The sequence below is a fragment of the Bacillus sp. FSL R7-0166 genome (genome assembly GCF_038008935.1).
GTDB lineage: Bacteria > Bacillota > Bacilli > Bacillales > Bacillaceae > Bacillus > Bacillus altitudinis.
Genome location: NZ_JBBPAC010000001.1, coordinates 2,767,933 through 2,785,322, shown reverse-complemented (window position 1 = coordinate 2,785,322; position 17,390 = coordinate 2,767,933). Strand labels below are relative to the sequence as shown.

Genomic DNA, 17,390 nt, shown 5'->3' with positions numbered 1-17,390 from the left:
AGGGGGTTCTTTTTTGAACTGAACATAACGAAAGAAATAGGTAAATATGCTTATTTTGGTGAGTTTTCGAGCATTACACCTTGAAAAATAATCCGTATTACCTAAAAATAGAGGGGGATGATCCCAAATCATAAACCAAAAGGAGTAGAGTCATGAAAAAAATCAACTTTTTTAAGCACTTTACGATGTCAAAGAAATTAATTACTGCATTCTTAGCGATTCTCCTAGTGCCCATTCTTGTGTTGGCCGCATTTTCCTATGAAGTGGCGTCTAAGTCTCTCAATGATGAGATTATGTCTAGCGCTGCAAATGGTGTGAATCAATTAAATGAATTGATCAATAAAGATGTACAGCCTAAAATTGATATTGTTTCATATTTATCTAAATCGGTGAAAAAAAAGGAACTGGCCTCTAAAAATAAGGATTTACTTAAGGTGAAATTAGAGCAACTATCGGAAACAGACGACGATGTCGTAGAAGTATTTGTTGCAGATCAGAATGGTAAACTAACTGAATATTCCGAGATTCATAAAGGCAGTGCCAAAAGCGCAAAAAATGAACCATGGTTTCAACAATCAATGGGAGATGACAAACTCATCATTTCAGATCCTTTTACAGACAAGTCATCAGATGACCTGCTCATCACAATATCAGAACAGTTAGCAGATGGTTCTGGTGTCATTGGTATAAATGTACGATTGAACACGATTGTGAAAGATACAAACAGCATCAAAATTGGTCAAGAAGGTTATGCGTTTGTCGCTACCTCAGACCAACGTTACATTGCTCATAAAACGGAAAAGGCCGGGACGAAACTGACAGGCGATTTCATCGAAAAGATGTATCACAATAAAAAAGGAAGTTTCGAATATGAATTTAACGGACAGCCGAAGCAAATGTTTTATGACACAAATGAAGCGACAGGCTGGAAGCTTGCGGGAACAATGTATGTCAACGAAGTGAAGGAAGCCGCACAGCCAGTGCTTGACTTAACCATGATCATCCTAGCTGCTGCGATTGTCATCGGTGGAATCGCGATTTATTTTATTATTAAATCGATTCGAAAACCACTCATAGAGCTCTCTGAATCTGCTGAGAAAATCAGTCAGGGGGATCTCACCCAGCATATCGAGGTGCGCACACACGATGAAATCGGCAAGCTTGCACAGAGCTTTAACGATATGTCGGCAAAGCTGAAACAAGTCATTCAAGCCGTCCAGAATTCAATTGAAAATGTGGCTGCCTCATCTGAAGAATTAACAGCTAGTGCAGGACAGACAGCCCAAGCAACTGAGCATATTACCTCATCTATTGAACAGTTTTCAAACAGCAATGAACATCAAAATGAGATGATCGAAAAAAGCTCTGTCCAGTTAAACGACATGGATCGAAGCTTATCACATATGGTCAACACGACTTCTCATATGATGGAATCATCTATCGAGTCTAGCAAAACCGCTCAGGCTGGTGGAGAGCTCGTTCAAAAAACAGCAGGTCAAATGCAAACGATTGAACAAGCAGTGAAAGAAGCGGAGCTTGTGATTGCAGGGCTAGAACAGAAATCTAAGGACATTACAAGCATTCTTGGAGTTATCAACGGCATTGCAGATCAGACGAACCTCCTTGCTTTAAATGCAGCGATAGAAGCCGCACGTGCAGGTGAGGCAGGAAGAGGCTTCTCTGTGGTCGCTGAAGAAGTTCGCAAGCTTGCAGAGCAATCAGGCAGCTCTTCAAAAGAAATTGAAAGTCTGACGAACGAAATCGTAGATGAAATTGAAAAGTCGCAGAAGATGTTTAGACAAGTAGCAGGTGAAGTTCAATCTGGATTAAACATTACAGATGAAACGAAAGTGAGTTTTGAGAAAATCACCCATAAGACATCAGAAATGACAGAACAAATGAAACAAATGAATGGATCAGCCCAAGAACTTTCTCATGGCTCAAACGATATTTCACAAGCAGTCAATCAAATCAAAGAGCTTTCACGTGAAAGTTCCGCAGGTTTCCAAGATATTGCGGCTTCAGCAGAAGAACAGCTGGCATCAATGGAAGAGATCAGCTCATCTTCCGCCACTTTATCCCAAATGGCAGAAGAACTGAGAGAGCTCATCAAACAATTTAAAATATAAGAGTCATAGTGGAACACCTGACGTTTTGGCGTCAGGTGTTTCAGCGTGTAGACAAACCCTCGCATTCGGTGTCAGTCCTGCGTGCTGGTGCTCACGAATTCAAATTCGCTCCGCGCCAGTACTCGTCCTTCCTAGGGCTGGAAAGGTTTTCTATCACGCTGAAAAGAAGAAAAGGGCTAAAATCAAATTCATTTTAGCCCTTTGTCAATAATTTGGAACACCTGACGTTTTGACGTCAGGTGTTTTTCCGTTTTTTGCACATAATTTGGGTATTTTGGACTTATCTAGACTTTAATAAATTAAAAAAGTAAAGAACCTAGTAGTACTTCCGATATATATACTATCTTACTAAAAGGAGTTTTCTTTTTTATGAATTTCATACAGTATTTCAAAAAACCATCTATATCAAAAAAGCTCGTTTTCTCTTTCTTATTTATTCTTTTATGCCCAATTATCGTATTGGCATTCTCTTCATATCATACGGCGAGCACCTCTTTAAATGATCAAATCATGCAAAGTGCAAAGGAAAATGTAGAACAGCTGGACAAAAACATTACGAAGGTTGTGAAAGTAAAAACAGACGCAGCCGATTTCTTTAGCAAATGGATTACGAAGAAAAAGCTGGGGCAAAAAGGAACGACTGATATTCAAGGGCGCTTTGAGCAATTCATGAGCATGAATGATGACACAGAAGGCATCTTTGTTGCTTCAAGTGATGGAAAAGTGTTCTCAAGATATCCAAATCAAAAAATGCCTGCTGATTATGTCGCAACTGAGCGGGATTGGTACAAAGATGGCTGGGCGAAAAACGGTGAGCTGTCTGTTTCCGCTCCATACCCAACCGCATCAACTGGTACACTTGTTGTGACGATTTCTAAAAAACTAGAGGACGGTTCTGGTGTTATTGCCATGAACCTGGACATTGCGAATCTAGTAAAAGAGTCTAATAGTATCAATATTGGTAAAGAAGGTCATGCTTTTATCGGAAGCCCAGATCGAACATACGTGGCACATCCAACGAAAAAAGCAGGAACAAAATTAACAGGTGATTGGGTAGACAAGCTTTATACACAAGACAAAGGTTCAATGAGTTATATGTTTGAAGGGAAAGAAAAGCAAATGGAGTTCACAACAAACAAAGCGACTGGTTGGAAAATTGCCGGTACAATGTTTGTCAGTGAAGTAGAAGAAGCGGCGCAGCCAGTCTTCAACATGGCGGCCATTATATTAGCTGGTGCGCTCATCATTGGCGGTATTCTCATCTTCTTTATCATCCGTTCTATTACAAAACCACTTTCCATGCTTGTCTCCTCTTCTAAGAAGATTAGCGAAGGAGATTTAACAGAGAAAATTGATGTCCGGTCAAAGGATGAGATTGGTCAGCTCGGTACAAGTTTTAATGAAATGAGTGAGTCACTCAGAGATGTGATCCAAGCTGTACAGACATCTGTTGAAAACGTGGCGTCATCGTCGGAAGAACTGACGGCAAGTGCAGGTCAAACGACAAAAGCAACCGAACATATTACATCATCCATTGAAACATTCTCGAACGGAAACGAAAATCAAAGTGAAATGGTGGAACAAAGTGCAGCCCACTTGAAACAAATGAACGAAGGGCTAAATGAAGTTGCACAAACATCTGATGTCATTACAGAATCATCGGTTCAATCAAAAAAAGTCGCAGAAACAGGCGGACAGCTTGTTGAACAGACAGTTGGCCAAATGAAAACGATTGATCATTCAGTGAAAGAAGCTGAAAGTGTGATCAACGGATTAGAGCATAAATCAAAAGATATCACCAACATTTTAGGTGTCATTAACGGTATAGCAGATCAAACGAATTTACTGGCTCTGAATGCAGCCATTGAAGCAGCACGTGCGGGCGAGTCAGGCAGAGGCTTCTCGGTTGTAGCAGAAGAAGTCCGTAAGCTGGCGGTTCAATCATCAGATTCTGCAAAAGAGATTGAAAAACTCGTCAAAGAAATTGTCTCTGAAATTGAAACGTCTCAAAATATGTTCAAATCTGTGAATGAAGAAGTAAAAAATGGTCTATCAATTACAGACCAAACAAAAGAAAGCTTCTCACAAATCAATCAGCAAACGGCAGAAATTGCGACAAGAATCAATGAAATGAATACGACAGTTCGTGAGCTTTCAAAAGGATCTGAGCAAATTTCTAAAGCAGTGAATGAAATTGCAGATGTATCGAGAGAGAGTTCAGCAAGTATTCAAGATATCGCGGCATCAGCAGAAGAACAGCTGGCATCAATGGAAGAGATTAGTTCTTCTTCGACGACGCTTTCCCAAATGGCGGAAGAATTGCGTGACTTAATTAAAAAATTCAAGATCAGTGAATAATAGAAAGTGGTTCTCCTCAAGGGGAACCGCTTTTCTTTTTAAGAGATGATCTCGTACAATAGAGGAAATCCGAAGAAAAGGAGAGATGTTATGCGTTTATCAAATAAGAAGGTCATTGCGTTAGTCAGTGATGATTTTGAAGATTTAGAGCTATGGTATCCCGTTTTGCGATTAAGAGAAGAGGGGGCAACTGTCCATCTCGTAGGCGAAAAAGCAGATCATGAATATATCGGGAAGTACGGAGTGCCAGCTGTATCAGATGCAGACTTCTATTCCATTCAAGCAGATGATTATGATGCGGTTCTCGTTCCTGGAGGATGGGCGCCGGATAAACTGCGCCGATATCCAGAAGTATTAGACATCGTTCGTACGTTTGATGCAAAGGGCAAACCGATCGGACAAATCTGTCATGCCGGATGGGTGCTCATTTCAGCTGGTATCCTGAAAGGTAAAAAAGTAACGAGTACACCTGGTATTAAAGATGATATGACGAATGCTGGAGCGGAATGGTTTGATGAAGCGGTTGTGACAGATGGCCATATTGTATCAAGCAGACGCCCGCCGGACCTTCCGCCATATGTGAAAGCATTTGCCGATGTATTAGTGGCAAACTAGTTTCACACGAACAAACAAAGGGCTGTAAAACGCCCTTTGTTCATTCAATGCCTCATTACATTTGTCTGTCGGCTGGATAGATAATGCCCATTTGTCTTCTCGCCTCGTCCATGACGGACATGGTTTGAACGGATAAGGCAAATGTATTGATTGGAGACTGTCCCTTTTTTTGCTTGATGCATTGAATGAAGTGATCGATTTCATAATACATAGCCGGTTGATCATCTTTGATAGAAATATCGGTTTGCTGTCCATTCCGATCATGGATGATGATACGAGAAGGGCGATGGAATTGATCAATCACCATCGTGGCATCCTCCCCTTGAATTTCAGCAGATACATGAGATGTTGAGATTTTTGAATGGAAAAGAAGTGCTTGATGTCCTTCATATTGTAAAAGTAATGAACCGCTCCCATCTACTCCAGAAGAAAGTGTATAGCCTCTCGCGGTGATTTGATGTGGCAGCCCGAATAAATAAATGATGGGAAAGACAAGATACACGCCGATGTCCATTAAGGAGCCATTGGATAATTCCGGCTTAAAAGCATTTGGAATCTCACCGTTTCGGTAGGCATCGTATCTTGAGGAATATTTACAGTAATGAGCGATCACTTGCCGAATGGGGCCTAGTTGATCAAGATGCTGTTTGATTTGAAGAAAATTCGGCAGAAATGTGGTCTTCATCGCTTCCATTAAGCACACCTGATATTTTTTCGCAGCAGCAATCATTTCTTCAGCCTCTTTCCGGTGAGAGGCCAATGGTTTTTCACATAATACATGTTTTTGATGCGCCATCATCAGCATCGCTTGCTCTTTGTGAAGGGCGTTTGGACTTGCGATATACACAGCATCAAACGCATCACTTGCCGCCATTTGTTGTAAATTAGTAAAGACGGTATCAATGCCATACTTGTCTGCAAATGCCTGTCCTTTTTCAGCAGACCGAGAATAGACGGCCGTACATGTAAAATCCGCCACTCCTTCACCAGCCTGTAAGAATCGATCTGTAATCCAATTCGTTCCGATGACAGCAAATCGAATCATCACATTCCCTCCTTCTGCTTTTCTCTGATTATACATGCTTTGAAAGCGTTTGTATGAAAGAATCTTCTTTTTTATTGAAAAGCGGATGAAACCTTTACCTTAGCTGATGCGTCTTACATAAAGAATATAAATGTACGAAAAGTGGATAGTTTCCTCCTTCATTCGGGTAATACTTGAGAAGGAGGGAGGAGGAAACGAACATGAAGCGCATCCTACATATAGGAAGTACATACGCATTCGCGCTTTTATTTATAGCAGCCGGTGTTTTTCATGTGATAGAGCCAAGCGGCTTTGCCCGCATGATGTCTGGATGGCCATTTCCCTATGGCATCATTTATGCCACCGCATGCTTGGAATGGCTGCTGGCCGTATTACTACTTCTTCCAAACGTAAGGATTGTGGCAGCAAAAATGATCGCTGTCTATCTGGTGCTCATTTTCCCTGCGAACCTATTTGCTGCGAGAGAAGGGATTCCATTTCCAGGGCAAGAGAGCACAGAACAAGCCTTGTTATGGATGAGATTAATCGGACAACCGATTTTGATTGGATGGGCCATGTCCATTGCGAAACGTGAAAAAAAGCTAAAACAATGATCACAAAATGATGATCAAGTAGTGTACAATTTACTAATAAAATAGCCCGTGTTTGGAGGAAAGATATGAATTCTATGCAAATGTGGAGCAGTCGATTTAGAAAATTTTTTCTTGATAACAAGTTTGTTCTCTTTTTACTCATCCTGCTATTAATAGGGTTGAATATCCTTGTTTTCATGAAAGCATCTTTTATTTTCACACCGCTCATTGTACTCATCAAAACCATTGCCTTACCGATTATTTTAACGGGGGTTGTGTATTATTTATTAAATCCAATTGTGAATTTATTAGAGAGATTTAAGGTCAAACGGATCTTTTCGATTTTGCTTTTATATATCGTCATTATTGGGATCATTACTGTGACCATTGTATCTATTATTCCTTTTTTACAAGCACAAACGATGAGTCTGTTTCATAATCTGCCAAAATACGTTGATACGGTAGAAGAACAGATTAGACAATTAACTGGAAGCAACTTTATTAGTCAAGTGCAGAAAACGATGAACTTTAACGTCTCTGAATTGGTAAGTAAAGCGTCAAGTCAAGCGACGAAGATTTTGGAAAGCACTTTTACCGGAGTCGGCACTTTCTTAGGGGCGCTTACTGAAATTATCATCTCGATCGTGACGGTTCCGTTCATTCTGTTTTATCTATTAAAAGACGGCAAAAAACTGCCTGACTATTTCTTGAAATTTATCCCGAATAAGTTTAGAGACCATACTCATATCGTGCTTCACGAAATGAACCATCGTCTAAGTTCTTATATACGCGGGCAGATCATTGTCAGCTTCTGTATCGGTATTCTTCTTTTAATTGGCTATATGATTATTGGACTTGACTATGCGCTGCTGCTGGCGATTATTGCGGCATGTACAAGTGTAGTGCCATACCTTGGTCCAACCATTGCGATTACACCAGCGATTGTGATTGCGCTTGTGACATCACCAGTGATGCTTTTAAAACTCATCATTGTCTGGACAGTGGTTCAACTTATTGAAGGGAAATTCATTTCTCCTCAGGTCATGGGGAAAAACCTTCATATCCATCCGATTACGATTATTTTTGTTCTATTAACAGCAGGTAAATTGTTCAGTGTCGTCGGCATCATTGTCGCGATTCCGACGTATGCCGTTCTGAAAGTGATCACGACCCACCTGTTTGATTGGTTCAAAATGCGATCCAATTTGTATAAAGAAGAAAAGGTTTGATGTCATAATCTTTTTTAGAAAAAAATATAGTATCATAAAGACGAGCTTTCGAAAAAGGAAGCTTGTCTTTATGTGGACATAGATGTTTGGCCAGTTCAAAAGATCAGAATTGAAAGGAAAGAAAATCATGAATCTATGGGATTTATTCGTGGCACTGGTTTTAGGAATTGTCGAAGGATTAACAGAGTATGCACCTGTCTCGTCTACAGGGCATATGATCATTGTTGATGATCTTTGGCTAAAATCAAAAGACATCATTACGCCAGAGGCTGCAAACACATTTAAAGTCGTGATTCAGTTAGGTTCTATTTTAGCTGTCATGATCGTGTTCAAAGATCGTATTTTGAACTTATTAGGCTTAAAGAAAAATATCACAGAAGAACAAAAACGCAGCGGACATAAGCTGACCATCGCTCAAATTGCTGTTGGACTCGTCCCAGCCGTCATTTTAGGATTCTTATTTGAAGATTATATTGATAAATATTTGTTTGACGTGAGAACAGTCGCCGTCGGTTTGATTTTAGGGGCTGTGTTGATGCTTGTCGCTGATTGGATCAATAAACGTAAAACAGAAACAAGCTCTGTGGATAATATGACGTACAGACAAGCGCTGTATATCGGGTTATTTCAATGTTTAGCACTATGGCCAGGCTTCTCGCGTTCAGGTTCTACAATAGCAGGTGGTGTTATTCTTGGTCTGAATCACCGAGCGGCGGCTGACTTTACGTTTATTATGGCCATGCCGATTATGGCGGGAGCAAGCCTCTTGACACTTGTTAAAAATGCCGAATATTTAACAACAGACATGCTTCCATTCTTTATTGTGGGCTTTGTGAGTGCGTTTATTGTGGCTCTCTTTGTTGTTCGATTCTTCCTAAAACTGATTAATAAAATCAAACTTGTGCCTTTTGCGATCTACCGAATCATCCTAGGTCTGATTTTATTTATCATGTTTATGTAATGATGGAAAACTACTCTTTTAAAAGAGTAGTTTTTTTGTTGTTTTGCCCTTTTAAACAGTAAAAACAGCCTCTTAATTGATAGAAAAAGAAGTTTTTTCTTAAATTAGTGTTTAAGTGACAAAGAAAAGGGTAGTACATAAACATACCAATTAAAGGAGGAGTTAGAAATAATGAGGAAAACAAGTAAATTTTTTGTTAGCTCTGTGATTGCTACGTCAATGGTTGCTGTCCCTTTATCTCTTACGACTTTTGGTCAAAAGGCTGAAGCTGCTACGACAACAGGTGTCGATGGAAGTGTCTCGATTGATCCAGTAGCCATTGCCGATAAAATTGAACAAGCAGTAAAATCATCTCAAAATCGTGATGGATTTGTAAAAAATGCGGCATACAGTGCATTCTATGAAGCAGGTCAAAATTACAACGTAGTTGTTCAAAACTTAAGCCAAGATCATGATTTTAGCGGACTGAACAATGTTGTCTATTATGATAGTGTTGAATATGACGGCATTACGTTTGGTATTTGGGTATTTGAAGATGGTACGTTTGTCAACAATGGTGACGGCGGCTATATTAACTGGACTTTTGTTGGCAGCTTTGACCGCGAAGAAGGAAGCGGTACTGTCGATTTCCATAAAAGATTCTAATCTCAACGTCAAAAGTCTGCCGATTCATCGGCAGACTTTTTTTAAAGCGCACATTCTTCTATTTCAAAACCTAAATCTTCAATGATGTGATGATCGGTTTGAACTTGCTGTCCTTTTGTCGTTAAATAATCGCCTACAAAAATAGAGTTCGCTGCATATAATGCGAGAGGCTGAAGCGTTCGTAAATTAAACTCTCTTCCCCCAGATACTCGAATTTCCTTAGCCGGGTTGATAAATCGCATCAGTGCCAAAACCTTCAACGCTTTGATTGGATGGGTGCGTTCTTGATGTTCAAGAGGCGTTCCTTCAATTGCATGGAGAAAGTTGACGGGAATCGAATCCGCATCAAGGGCTCTAAGCGCAAAAGCCATTTCGACAATTTGCTGATTGGTTTCGCCCATCCCAATAATAACCCCTGAACATGGTGACATCCCTGACTGTTTGACCTTCTCAAGGGTCGATACGCGGTCATCATACGTATGGGTCGTTGTAATTTGAGCATGATGATCTTGATGTGTATTGAGATTATGATTATACCGATGAACACCCGCTTCCTTCAGCCGCTTCGCTTTTTCTTCATTTAATAACCCAAGGCATGCACAAACTTTCAAAGGCATTGTCTCAGTAATTTCCTTCACTGCTGCGGTGACTTCATCTAATTCACGGTGCGAAGGTGCTCTCCCGCTTGCTACAATACAATAAGTCCCTGCTTTTCTTTTTAACGCCTCACGCGCACCGGCCACAATGGTTTTTTGGTCAAGCATTGTATACCTCTCAACAGGAGCTGTTGAAATCACCGATTGTGAACAATACCCGCAGTTTTCAGGACAATATCCGCTTTTGGCGTTAAAGATCATATTTAACTTCACCTTTTTTTGAAAAAAATGAAATCTCACCTGATAAGCTGCATGCATAATAGGCAGCAACTCTGCGTCGTCTGCTTCAAGAATTTTTAGACCTTCTTCCATCGTAATTGGTTCATCATTGATGGCTTTCTTCACGATCGTTTCCCAAGACAAAGACGTTATTTTTCCCATCATAAGCCCCTCTCAATATGTAAACTTATTTTTATTAAAAGTTAACATAATAGATAGAGATTGGCAAGCACTGGTAAGCATCCTAAGTAAAAACACAAAAAACACAAAAAGGCGATGAACATATAGTCATCGCCTTTTCATATGAAAAAAATCGCTTAACGAACAGTAATATAGTTAATAACAAGCTCCCCTAGTGAATTATAGTAAGACACTGTAACAGAACCGCGTTGTACAGCACGGATCCATGTGAAGTTTGGAGCAGTTTGGTCTAATTGAATGGCATACGTTGCGCCTGAGACAGAAATTTGACTTGCTGGAAGTGAAACAGCGATTGAAGAACCTACAGTAAGTGTGCGGTTCACCGTAATCACTTTATTCATAATAGGAGCTTTTGCTATAACTGGTTCTTTAGGCTGTGCAGCTGCATGAGCACCTTCTGTTTGGAAGAACGTAAGAGCACCTAAAGCAGCTAAAGACAATGTACAAGCTTTCATTAATTTTTTCATCGGTAACACTCCTTTTTTTGGTATATACATATATTAATAATAATAGAATTATATGTCAATCAAAATAAGTGGAAAAATGAGTATTTTTGGTGAAAATTGTCACATATTATGTAGGGGAAGACGATTTTATCCCAAAAAACATGATTTTTTATTCATATGTCATTCTTTTTTAGGGGGAAAAAGAGACATAAAAAAAGCTGGGTATCTACCCAGCTATGTGATGCTTTATGAAAAGAGATCTTTTATTTGTCGTCTGTCTGTTTTGGCTGACGGCCTTTTTGTTTTTCTTTCTCTCTAATGTAGTTAATAAAGTCGATGGTTTGTCTTCGTGCTTCTTCAGAAAAATCGGAGGCAGCTTTAAACGCAATTTGCAAATCAGGATCATCTGCAAGATCGTCATCAGAGGCGTTTTTGTCTTTACCTGTGAGAAGATAATCTGTTGAGACCCCGTATAACTCGGCGATTTTCACAATCATTTCACCATCTGGCTTTCTCAATCCATACTCCCAGTTAGCATAGGTCGACATCGCCTTTAATCCGAGTTTTTTGGCAACGGTAGACTTACTCCATCCATGTTTCTCTCTTAATTCAGTTAGAATCTTTCCAGTCAAATTATCCATCGGAAACACCTTTTTTCATATTATGTGTAAATTTTATCATGAATTACACGGAAAAGATAAATAAATACACAAAAAGAATAAAAATATGATTGACTTACTCGTTTTGTGTATATTATCATAATGAATATAACTTACACATAATGAGTAAGAGGTGGAAACATGAAACTTGAAAATTTACGAGAAGAACGAATATTACAAGGAAAAACACAAACGTATATGGCGAAAAAACTTGGATATAAGTACACGAGTGGCTATGCAAATATAGAAATGGGCCGAACAAAGCCCAGCTTAGAAATAGCCAAGCATATTGCAGATTTGCTAAATATCGGTGTTCAAGAGCTTTTTTTTGGTCAAAAGTTACACAAAAAGAGTAATAGTCTTGAGGAAGACCGTTCTTAAAAAGGGGAGACAAACAGAATGAGTATCGAACATCCGATGGTGACACAAATGAATGATTTCGGCTATCCAAAACGTTACTGGCCATATGAAATGTCCCGAAATGGTTATCGGTTAGAGGACGAGGACCGTGAGAAAGGATTTGATGATGATGAGACATCAGATGACATTTGATGCCCGAAAAGAAGCCCAGCATTGCCTAGTACAAGCTGGCGGCTGGATCACTTTTCATCAAAAAGAGCCGATGTTTGCTTTCCCCACGGCAGAAGAAAAACGCACATACATGACCCTCATGGCAGAAAAAGCCGTTGATGACAAGAAGAAGGAAAGGATGAATGCGACATGAATCGATTGAAGCAAATCATGACATTCCTGAAATGTTTGCTCAATGCGGGTCAAAACGAACAAGACATTCGGCAGTGGGCGAAGGATGACGGGAGATCGTAGCATGGTCCTTCATTTTATCATTGAAAAAGAACATTTATGTACAAAAGAGACATTGATAAACAGAATTCAAACAGCCGCTAAAGCGCAATGCACAAGCAAAATAAAAGGCGCATTATCACTCGACATTCGCTTATTTTACAATATGCCCATTGATCTAGCGAACAGCCAAGACACGCGTACATCTGCAGAAAAAGGCTTGATACGCCCGGTACACATCTGCATTCTTCAACCAAATTTGCAGTATATACAAGAAGCACTTCATGCCGTTACCGATGACGCCTCTTTACAGATTGTAGAATTAAGAGTTTCACAGTTTTATAGCATGCGTCCTCGAATGGAAATCATTTTAAATACGATGGGTGATGATATGAGATCCTCACCACCAAATAAGGAGACAAGCATATGAACGAGCCAAAACAACTCATGATTCAAGAAAACCAGACATTTGTCGGTGAAATGGAAAAAGGAAAGATTCAAGTCATTGTGTTAGATGGAAACGTAGGAACGGCTTATATGATGGATGTACCTGAGCATGGAAAAACGATTATTCAAACAGCAAAAGGACATTTTGCAAGAGTCGATCATGAGATTGGTTTTAAAATCAGCTAGTCTGATGAACAAGAACAACTGAATAAGTCCAAGACGGAAAGCCTGCGGACACTGATCAAGACCCTATAAAAAGGGGCTGATTGGTGTCCGTTTTTTATTTTCTTAAAAAAGGGAGAGAGCATAGATGCAAGATTTACTGATCGAATATAAAAGAAGTTTAAAAGATGCCAGAAAACGATATGAACAATTGAAAGACAAAGAAGAGAAACAGATGTCAGATCAGGACAAACATGATCAAAAAATGATCGCCAGTATGGTCAGCGATCTAGAATACGTGGTGGAATGGCTTCAAATCGGCAGAGAGCCAGGCGCACGCAGAGGATTAGATAGAAGGTCTGTGTACCAGCGCACCATTCTTGCTAATCAAGAGGTATTAGAGGCTTTATCACATGAATACACCCTCATTCAAGAGAAAGAAAGAGAGGTAAGTGAGCGTGACAAAAGGCGAATCGATGAAGCTTTGTCTGTTTTAACAGATCGAGAGAAAGACGTATTTTTTATGCACACAACGCAGGGGCTATCATTTAGCGAGATTGCGATTATGCTAGATGTAAAAAAAGGAACAGTCCAAAAACATATGGAAAGAGCTCGGACCAAAATGTCCAAAAAAGTACAAGAACGCCTATTCAAAGCTGCTGAATAGGCGTTTTTTCTTTCATCACATCAATCTTCAAAAGCTTGTCTTACAGTTGCCACCTATAGTTAGAAAGACCAAACGAATGTTTGCTAGCCCGGCACAAATGATTTCTCTTTAGGGAATCATTCGAACTAAAAGGAGGCGGCAGGTGAATGTAAATGAAAGATAAACGGATAGAGGCTAAGCAGGATTATATGAAAGGGATGACGTACCAGCAACTAGCCGATCATTACAACGTCTCCATCCATACCGTTAAATCATGGAAAAGACGATACGGCTGGCAAAGACAAAAAACACCGTCAAAGCAGGCGCACTTGATCTTTCATCAATTTCTTTCAGATGAAACGATTGAAATCATGGAAAAAATGGATGGGCGCACATCTCTTGATATCATCTGGGATCAAATTCAAATTCAATACGCAGCCATTATTCGAGCGCAGCGCATCATGTATGTAGCAGATCAAGATGACATGATCAAAGAACTGAAAAAGGCGACGTACTTGCCTTCTTCATTAGAGGAAGAAACAGGTGAAGGCATTCATCCAGAGCCAGAGATCACGGCAGAGGAATTTTCGTTTCAATTTTCATGGGATCGGCATGCCACTTTTTTAAATGCCCAATCTCGTGCAATGGGAGAGCTAAGACGGCTGATTAAACAGTTTGAAGAGCTCGCTCATGCGAAAGATGAACGAAGATTAAGGCTGAAGCAAATTGAGCTAACAATCGAAAAAACAAAAAAAGCAGTTCGTGAGGAAAAAGAAGAAGATCTTCATATCATGATCAAAAGAAAAGAGGACGATTCATGACGCCGTTGATTGAAAAAGAAGTCAATCCTCACTTTGAACACTTTTTGTTCGATTGGAATCAAAAGTTTCAGTTTTTAGTAGGCGGTTATGGCTCCTCCAAAAGCTATCACATTGCTTTAAAGCTGATTTTAAAATTGCTTGAGGAAAAACGAACAGCACTTGTCATTCGAGAAGTGTATGATACGCACCGGGAGTCGACCTACTCTCTTTTACAAGAAATCGTCAGCGATCTTGGCATCGATCATCTAGTAAAGTGCCGCAGTTCACCGCTTGCTCTCACTTTTCGCAATGGGAGCAGCATTTTATTTAAAGGACTGGACAAGCCTGAGAAATTGAAGTCGATCAACAACATCTCAATTATTTGGATTGAGGAGTGTTCCGAGGTTTCTTATGAAGGGTTTAAAGAACTGCTTGGAAGGCTGAGACATCCGGTTTTACCTCTTTATATGATGTTATCGACGAATCCCGTTGGTCAGGATAATTGGACGTACAGACATTTCTTTCGAGATGAGCAGCTGAAACGTTTTGTCCTTGATGACGAAACCTTATACAAACAGCGAACCATCGTGATAAAAGATACGTACTATCACCACTCAACAGCAGAAGACAATCTATTTCTTCCTAAAAGCTATGTCAAGCAGCTGGATGAGCTGAAAGAATACGATCCAGACCTTTATCGAATTGCAAGGAAAGGATACTTCGGTATCAATGGCACAAAAGTGTTTCCGCAATTTGAGGTCAGACAGCATGCTGACGTATTAGAAGCGATCGGGCAGATTGAAAGACCGCTGAAACGAGCGGGGATGGATTTTGGATTTGTCGAATCCTACAATGCGCTCATTCGGTTAGCTGTCGATCATGAAAAAAAGTACTTATATATTTATTGGGAATATTACGACCGCGGGAAAACGGATGATGAAACAGCTGTTGATTTGAAAGAATTTGTTGAATCAAAGGAACTGATTAAGGCAGATGCAGCAGAACCTAAAACGATTCACTATTTTCGGCAGCACGGATTTCAAATGGTCGCTGCGCATAAGTTTCAAGGGTCACGTTTGCAATATACAAAGAAAATCAAACGATTTAAGAAAATCATTTGTTCTGATGCTTGCCCTTATACCATCTATGAACTTCAATCACTAACCTATAAGGCAGATAAGAACGGCCGCTTAGAGGAAGATGAATTTCAAATCGATCCACACACATTATCCGCCATTTGGTATGCGCTAGATGATTATGAGGTGACCGATTTGAAACAGACTGCTTCAGAGCGTGTCCGTCCAAACCGAGAGAGGAGGTCCATACAATGAAACAATTAAAAGCAACGATTATGAAGGCCAACATGTCTGATCATACAAAACAAATGTATGAGGATGAATTTTCATACGAAAAAGATGACATTGTCCCGCCGCCCTACCATATCAATGAATTAAAAAGCATGGCAGAATACTCAACGATTCTTCAGCAATGTATAGATGCGTATCGAACAAACATTTTAGGCTTTGGCTTTGGGGTGGAATACGCCTTTGATTTCAATGCGGAAGATGTGAAACCGGTCAAAAAGAAGACAGCCGAGAAGGAATGGACAAGACTCGAAGAGTTTACAAAATACATGAACTATGATGAGTCTGCTGACGTGATTCTTGGTTATGTCCTAGAAGACCGGGAGAAAACAGGAAATGGCTTTTTAGAGGTGCTGCGGGATGGACAAGGAAAGCCGGCAGGAATCGAGTATTTGGATGCACTCCATATTCGCATTTGTAAGCTGAGTGAGCCAGTCGACGTCGAATTCCGCTACACAGAAAACGGCGAATTAAAGACGATGAATCGCAAGAAACGATTCCGAAAATATGTGCAGGTCATCAATGAGAAGAAAGTCTTTTTCAAGGAGTATGGTGATCCGCGCATATTAAATTATGAAACAGGCAAGTACGATGATGCTACACCAGAACCACTTCAAGCAACAGAAGTCATTCATTTTAAAATTGGCAGTGGGACGTATGGGATTCCCCGCTGGATTGGCAACATCGTCAATATGTATGGCGCACGAAAAGCAGAAGAGCTGAATTATCTTTATTTTAAGCAAGGACGGCATGTACCTGGTGCCATCATTGTTGAAAACGGCATGCTGTCAGAGACTTCTTATCAGCAGCTACAAGATTATATGGATGATATTGAAGGGTCTGATCATGCGCATAAGTTTTTATTGCTTGAAGTAGAAGGGCTTCCGACAGAAAAAGGATTAACAGGTGAAGAAGATGTATCAAATGTCAAAGTGAACTTTAAATCCTTGGCGGAAATCCTGCAAGAGGATGCGCTCTTTTTAGAATACGATGAAAAGACGAGAAACAAAATCCGCTCCGCTTTTCGTCTGCCGCCTATTTACACAGGAGAGTCACAAGATTATAACAAGGCTACAGCAGATACCGCGCGAAAAACAACGGAGGAGCAAGTGTTTCAGCCAGAGCGGCATCTTATTACAGGGAAACTCAATACTCTTTTTCTCCCAGATTTAGATATTTGGCATGTCCGCTTTCTATTAAATGGCCCTGACTTTAGAGATCCATTAGAGATAGCGAAGGTTCTGACACCATTTATTCAGGCTGGGGCAGTATCGCCAAATGATTTACGAGATCTTGCGGGGCGTATTCTTGGTAAGACGTTAGAGGAATGGCCGGAAGAATTCTACCATCGACCTTTAGAAAGCCGCATAAAAACAGCTGATGGGCTGTCTCCATCCGAGTCAAACCAGCTGTAGAAATAAAAGGACGTGAGCTT

20 protein-coding genes are annotated in these 17,390 nt (G+C 40.2%); 16 read left to right on the top strand and 4 right to left on the bottom strand.

The annotated features are described in order from the left end of the window. Positions 1-152 precede the first annotated feature (152 nt). The 3 genes from NST01_RS14480 (at position 153) to NST01_RS14470 (ending at position 5,102) form a co-directional block, all read left to right on the top strand. The gene (locus NST01_RS14480) at positions 153-2,129 is read left to right on the top strand and encodes a methyl-accepting chemotaxis protein (RefSeq protein ID WP_007500548.1); all 1,977 of its coding nucleotides are present in this window, start codon (positions 153-155) and stop codon (positions 2,127-2,129) included. A gap of 369 nt (positions 2,130-2,498) precedes the next feature. After that, positions 2,499-4,487 (top strand): methyl-accepting chemotaxis protein TlpB, encoded by a 1,989-nt coding sequence (gene tlpB, locus NST01_RS14475; RefSeq protein WP_017367940.1) that lies wholly within the window; start codon positions 2,499-2,501, stop codon positions 4,485-4,487. A gap of 90 nt (positions 4,488-4,577) precedes the next feature. Then, positions 4,578-5,102: a type 1 glutamine amidotransferase domain-containing protein gene (locus tag NST01_RS14470; protein ID WP_019743560.1), complete on the top strand. Its 525-nt coding sequence runs from the start codon at positions 4,578-4,580 to the stop codon at positions 5,100-5,102. 55 nt (positions 5,103-5,157) lie between these two features. Here NST01_RS14470 and NST01_RS14465 read toward each other — a convergent pair whose 3' ends face one another. Next, entirely contained in the window at positions 5,158-6,147 is a 990-nt protein-coding gene (locus tag NST01_RS14465; protein WP_019743561.1) for a Gfo/Idh/MocA family protein, read from the bottom strand. A gap of 200 nt (positions 6,148-6,347) precedes the next feature. Here NST01_RS14465 and NST01_RS14460 point away from each other — a divergent pair, with 200 nt between their 5' ends. The 4 genes from NST01_RS14460 (at position 6,348) to NST01_RS14445 (ending at position 9,554) form a co-directional block, all read left to right on the top strand. Next, positions 6,348-6,740, top strand: a complete 393-nt coding sequence (locus tag NST01_RS14460) for a DoxX family protein (protein WP_008344160.1) — start codon at positions 6,348-6,350, stop codon at positions 6,738-6,740. A 65-nt stretch (positions 6,741-6,805) separates the two neighbouring features. Then, positions 6,806-7,948, top strand: coding sequence for an AI-2E family transporter (locus NST01_RS14455; RefSeq protein ID WP_007500555.1), 1,143 nt, complete (start codon positions 6,806-6,808; stop codon positions 7,946-7,948). 127 nt (positions 7,949-8,075) lie between these two features. Further along, on the top strand, positions 8,076-8,909 hold the full coding sequence (locus tag NST01_RS14450) for an undecaprenyl-diphosphate phosphatase (protein WP_035390159.1): 834 nt from the start codon (positions 8,076-8,078) through the stop codon (positions 8,907-8,909). Positions 8,910-9,080: 171 nt separating this feature from the next. Next, positions 9,081-9,554 carry a hypothetical protein gene (locus NST01_RS14445; RefSeq protein ID WP_008344156.1) on the top strand — a complete coding sequence of 158 codons (474 nt, stop codon included), beginning with the start codon at positions 9,081-9,083 and terminating at the stop codon, positions 9,552-9,554. A gap of 41 nt (positions 9,555-9,595) precedes the next feature. On the opposite strand, the gene bioB is transcribed toward NST01_RS14445, so the two are convergent. The 3 genes from bioB to NST01_RS14430 form a co-directional block, all read right to left on the bottom strand. Continuing rightward, the gene (gene bioB / locus NST01_RS14440; RefSeq protein WP_249476572.1) at positions 9,596-10,591 is read right to left on the bottom strand and encodes a biotin synthase BioB; all 996 of its coding nucleotides are present in this window, start codon (positions 10,589-10,591) and stop codon (positions 9,596-9,598) included. Between the two features lie 155 nt (positions 10,592-10,746). After that, positions 10,747-11,097 (bottom strand): hypothetical protein, encoded by a 351-nt coding sequence (locus tag NST01_RS14435; RefSeq protein ID WP_003213146.1) that lies wholly within the window; start codon positions 11,095-11,097, stop codon positions 10,747-10,749. Between the two features lie 242 nt (positions 11,098-11,339). Next, the gene (locus NST01_RS14430; protein ID WP_007500560.1) at positions 11,340-11,717 is read right to left on the bottom strand and encodes a helix-turn-helix domain-containing protein; all 378 of its coding nucleotides are present in this window, start codon (positions 11,715-11,717) and stop codon (positions 11,340-11,342) included. Between the two features lie 159 nt (positions 11,718-11,876). Between NST01_RS14430 and NST01_RS14425 the strand changes: the two genes are divergently transcribed. From NST01_RS14425 to NST01_RS14385, 9 genes are all read left to right on the top strand, one after another. After that, a complete protein-coding gene (locus NST01_RS14425; RefSeq protein WP_017358976.1) occupies positions 11,877-12,116 on the top strand; it encodes a helix-turn-helix transcriptional regulator in 240 nt (79 codons plus the stop codon). Between the two features lie 18 nt (positions 12,117-12,134). Beyond that, complete coding sequence (locus NST01_RS14420; RefSeq protein ID WP_017358977.1) at positions 12,135-12,287, top strand: hypothetical protein; 153 nt, start codon at positions 12,135-12,137, stop codon at positions 12,285-12,287. Further along, entirely contained in the window at positions 12,265-12,459 is a 195-nt protein-coding gene (locus NST01_RS14415) for a hypothetical protein (protein WP_225310417.1), read from the top strand. The genes NST01_RS14420 and NST01_RS14415 overlap by 23 nt, the downstream gene beginning before the upstream one ends. 102 nt (positions 12,460-12,561) lie before the next feature. Beyond that, positions 12,562-12,966, top strand: coding sequence for a holliday junction resolvase (locus NST01_RS14410; protein ID WP_249476573.1), 405 nt, complete (start codon positions 12,562-12,564; stop codon positions 12,964-12,966). A 17-nt stretch (positions 12,967-12,983) separates the two neighbouring features. Next, positions 12,984-13,169, top strand: a complete 186-nt coding sequence (locus NST01_RS14405) for an XtrA/YqaO family protein (protein ID WP_370648332.1) — start codon at positions 12,984-12,986, stop codon at positions 13,167-13,169. Between the two features lie 124 nt (positions 13,170-13,293). Further along, positions 13,294-13,812 (top strand): sigma-70 family RNA polymerase sigma factor, encoded by a 519-nt coding sequence (locus NST01_RS14400; RefSeq protein ID WP_017358981.1) that lies wholly within the window; start codon positions 13,294-13,296, stop codon positions 13,810-13,812. A 152-nt stretch (positions 13,813-13,964) separates the two neighbouring features. Beyond that, positions 13,965-14,612 (top strand): phage terminase small subunit, encoded by a 648-nt coding sequence (terS, locus tag NST01_RS14395; RefSeq protein ID WP_341042037.1) that lies wholly within the window; start codon positions 13,965-13,967, stop codon positions 14,610-14,612. Positions 14,613-14,620: 8 nt separating this feature from the next. After that, positions 14,621-15,922, top strand: coding sequence for a PBSX family phage terminase large subunit (locus NST01_RS14390; protein ID WP_100218326.1), 1,302 nt, complete (start codon positions 14,621-14,623; stop codon positions 15,920-15,922). Further along, the gene (locus tag NST01_RS14385) at positions 15,919-17,370 is read left to right on the top strand and encodes a phage portal protein (RefSeq protein WP_017358984.1); all 1,452 of its coding nucleotides are present in this window, start codon (positions 15,919-15,921) and stop codon (positions 17,368-17,370) included. The genes NST01_RS14390 and NST01_RS14385 overlap by 4 nt, the downstream gene beginning before the upstream one ends. The last annotated feature ends 20 nt before the right edge of the window (positions 17,371-17,390 follow it).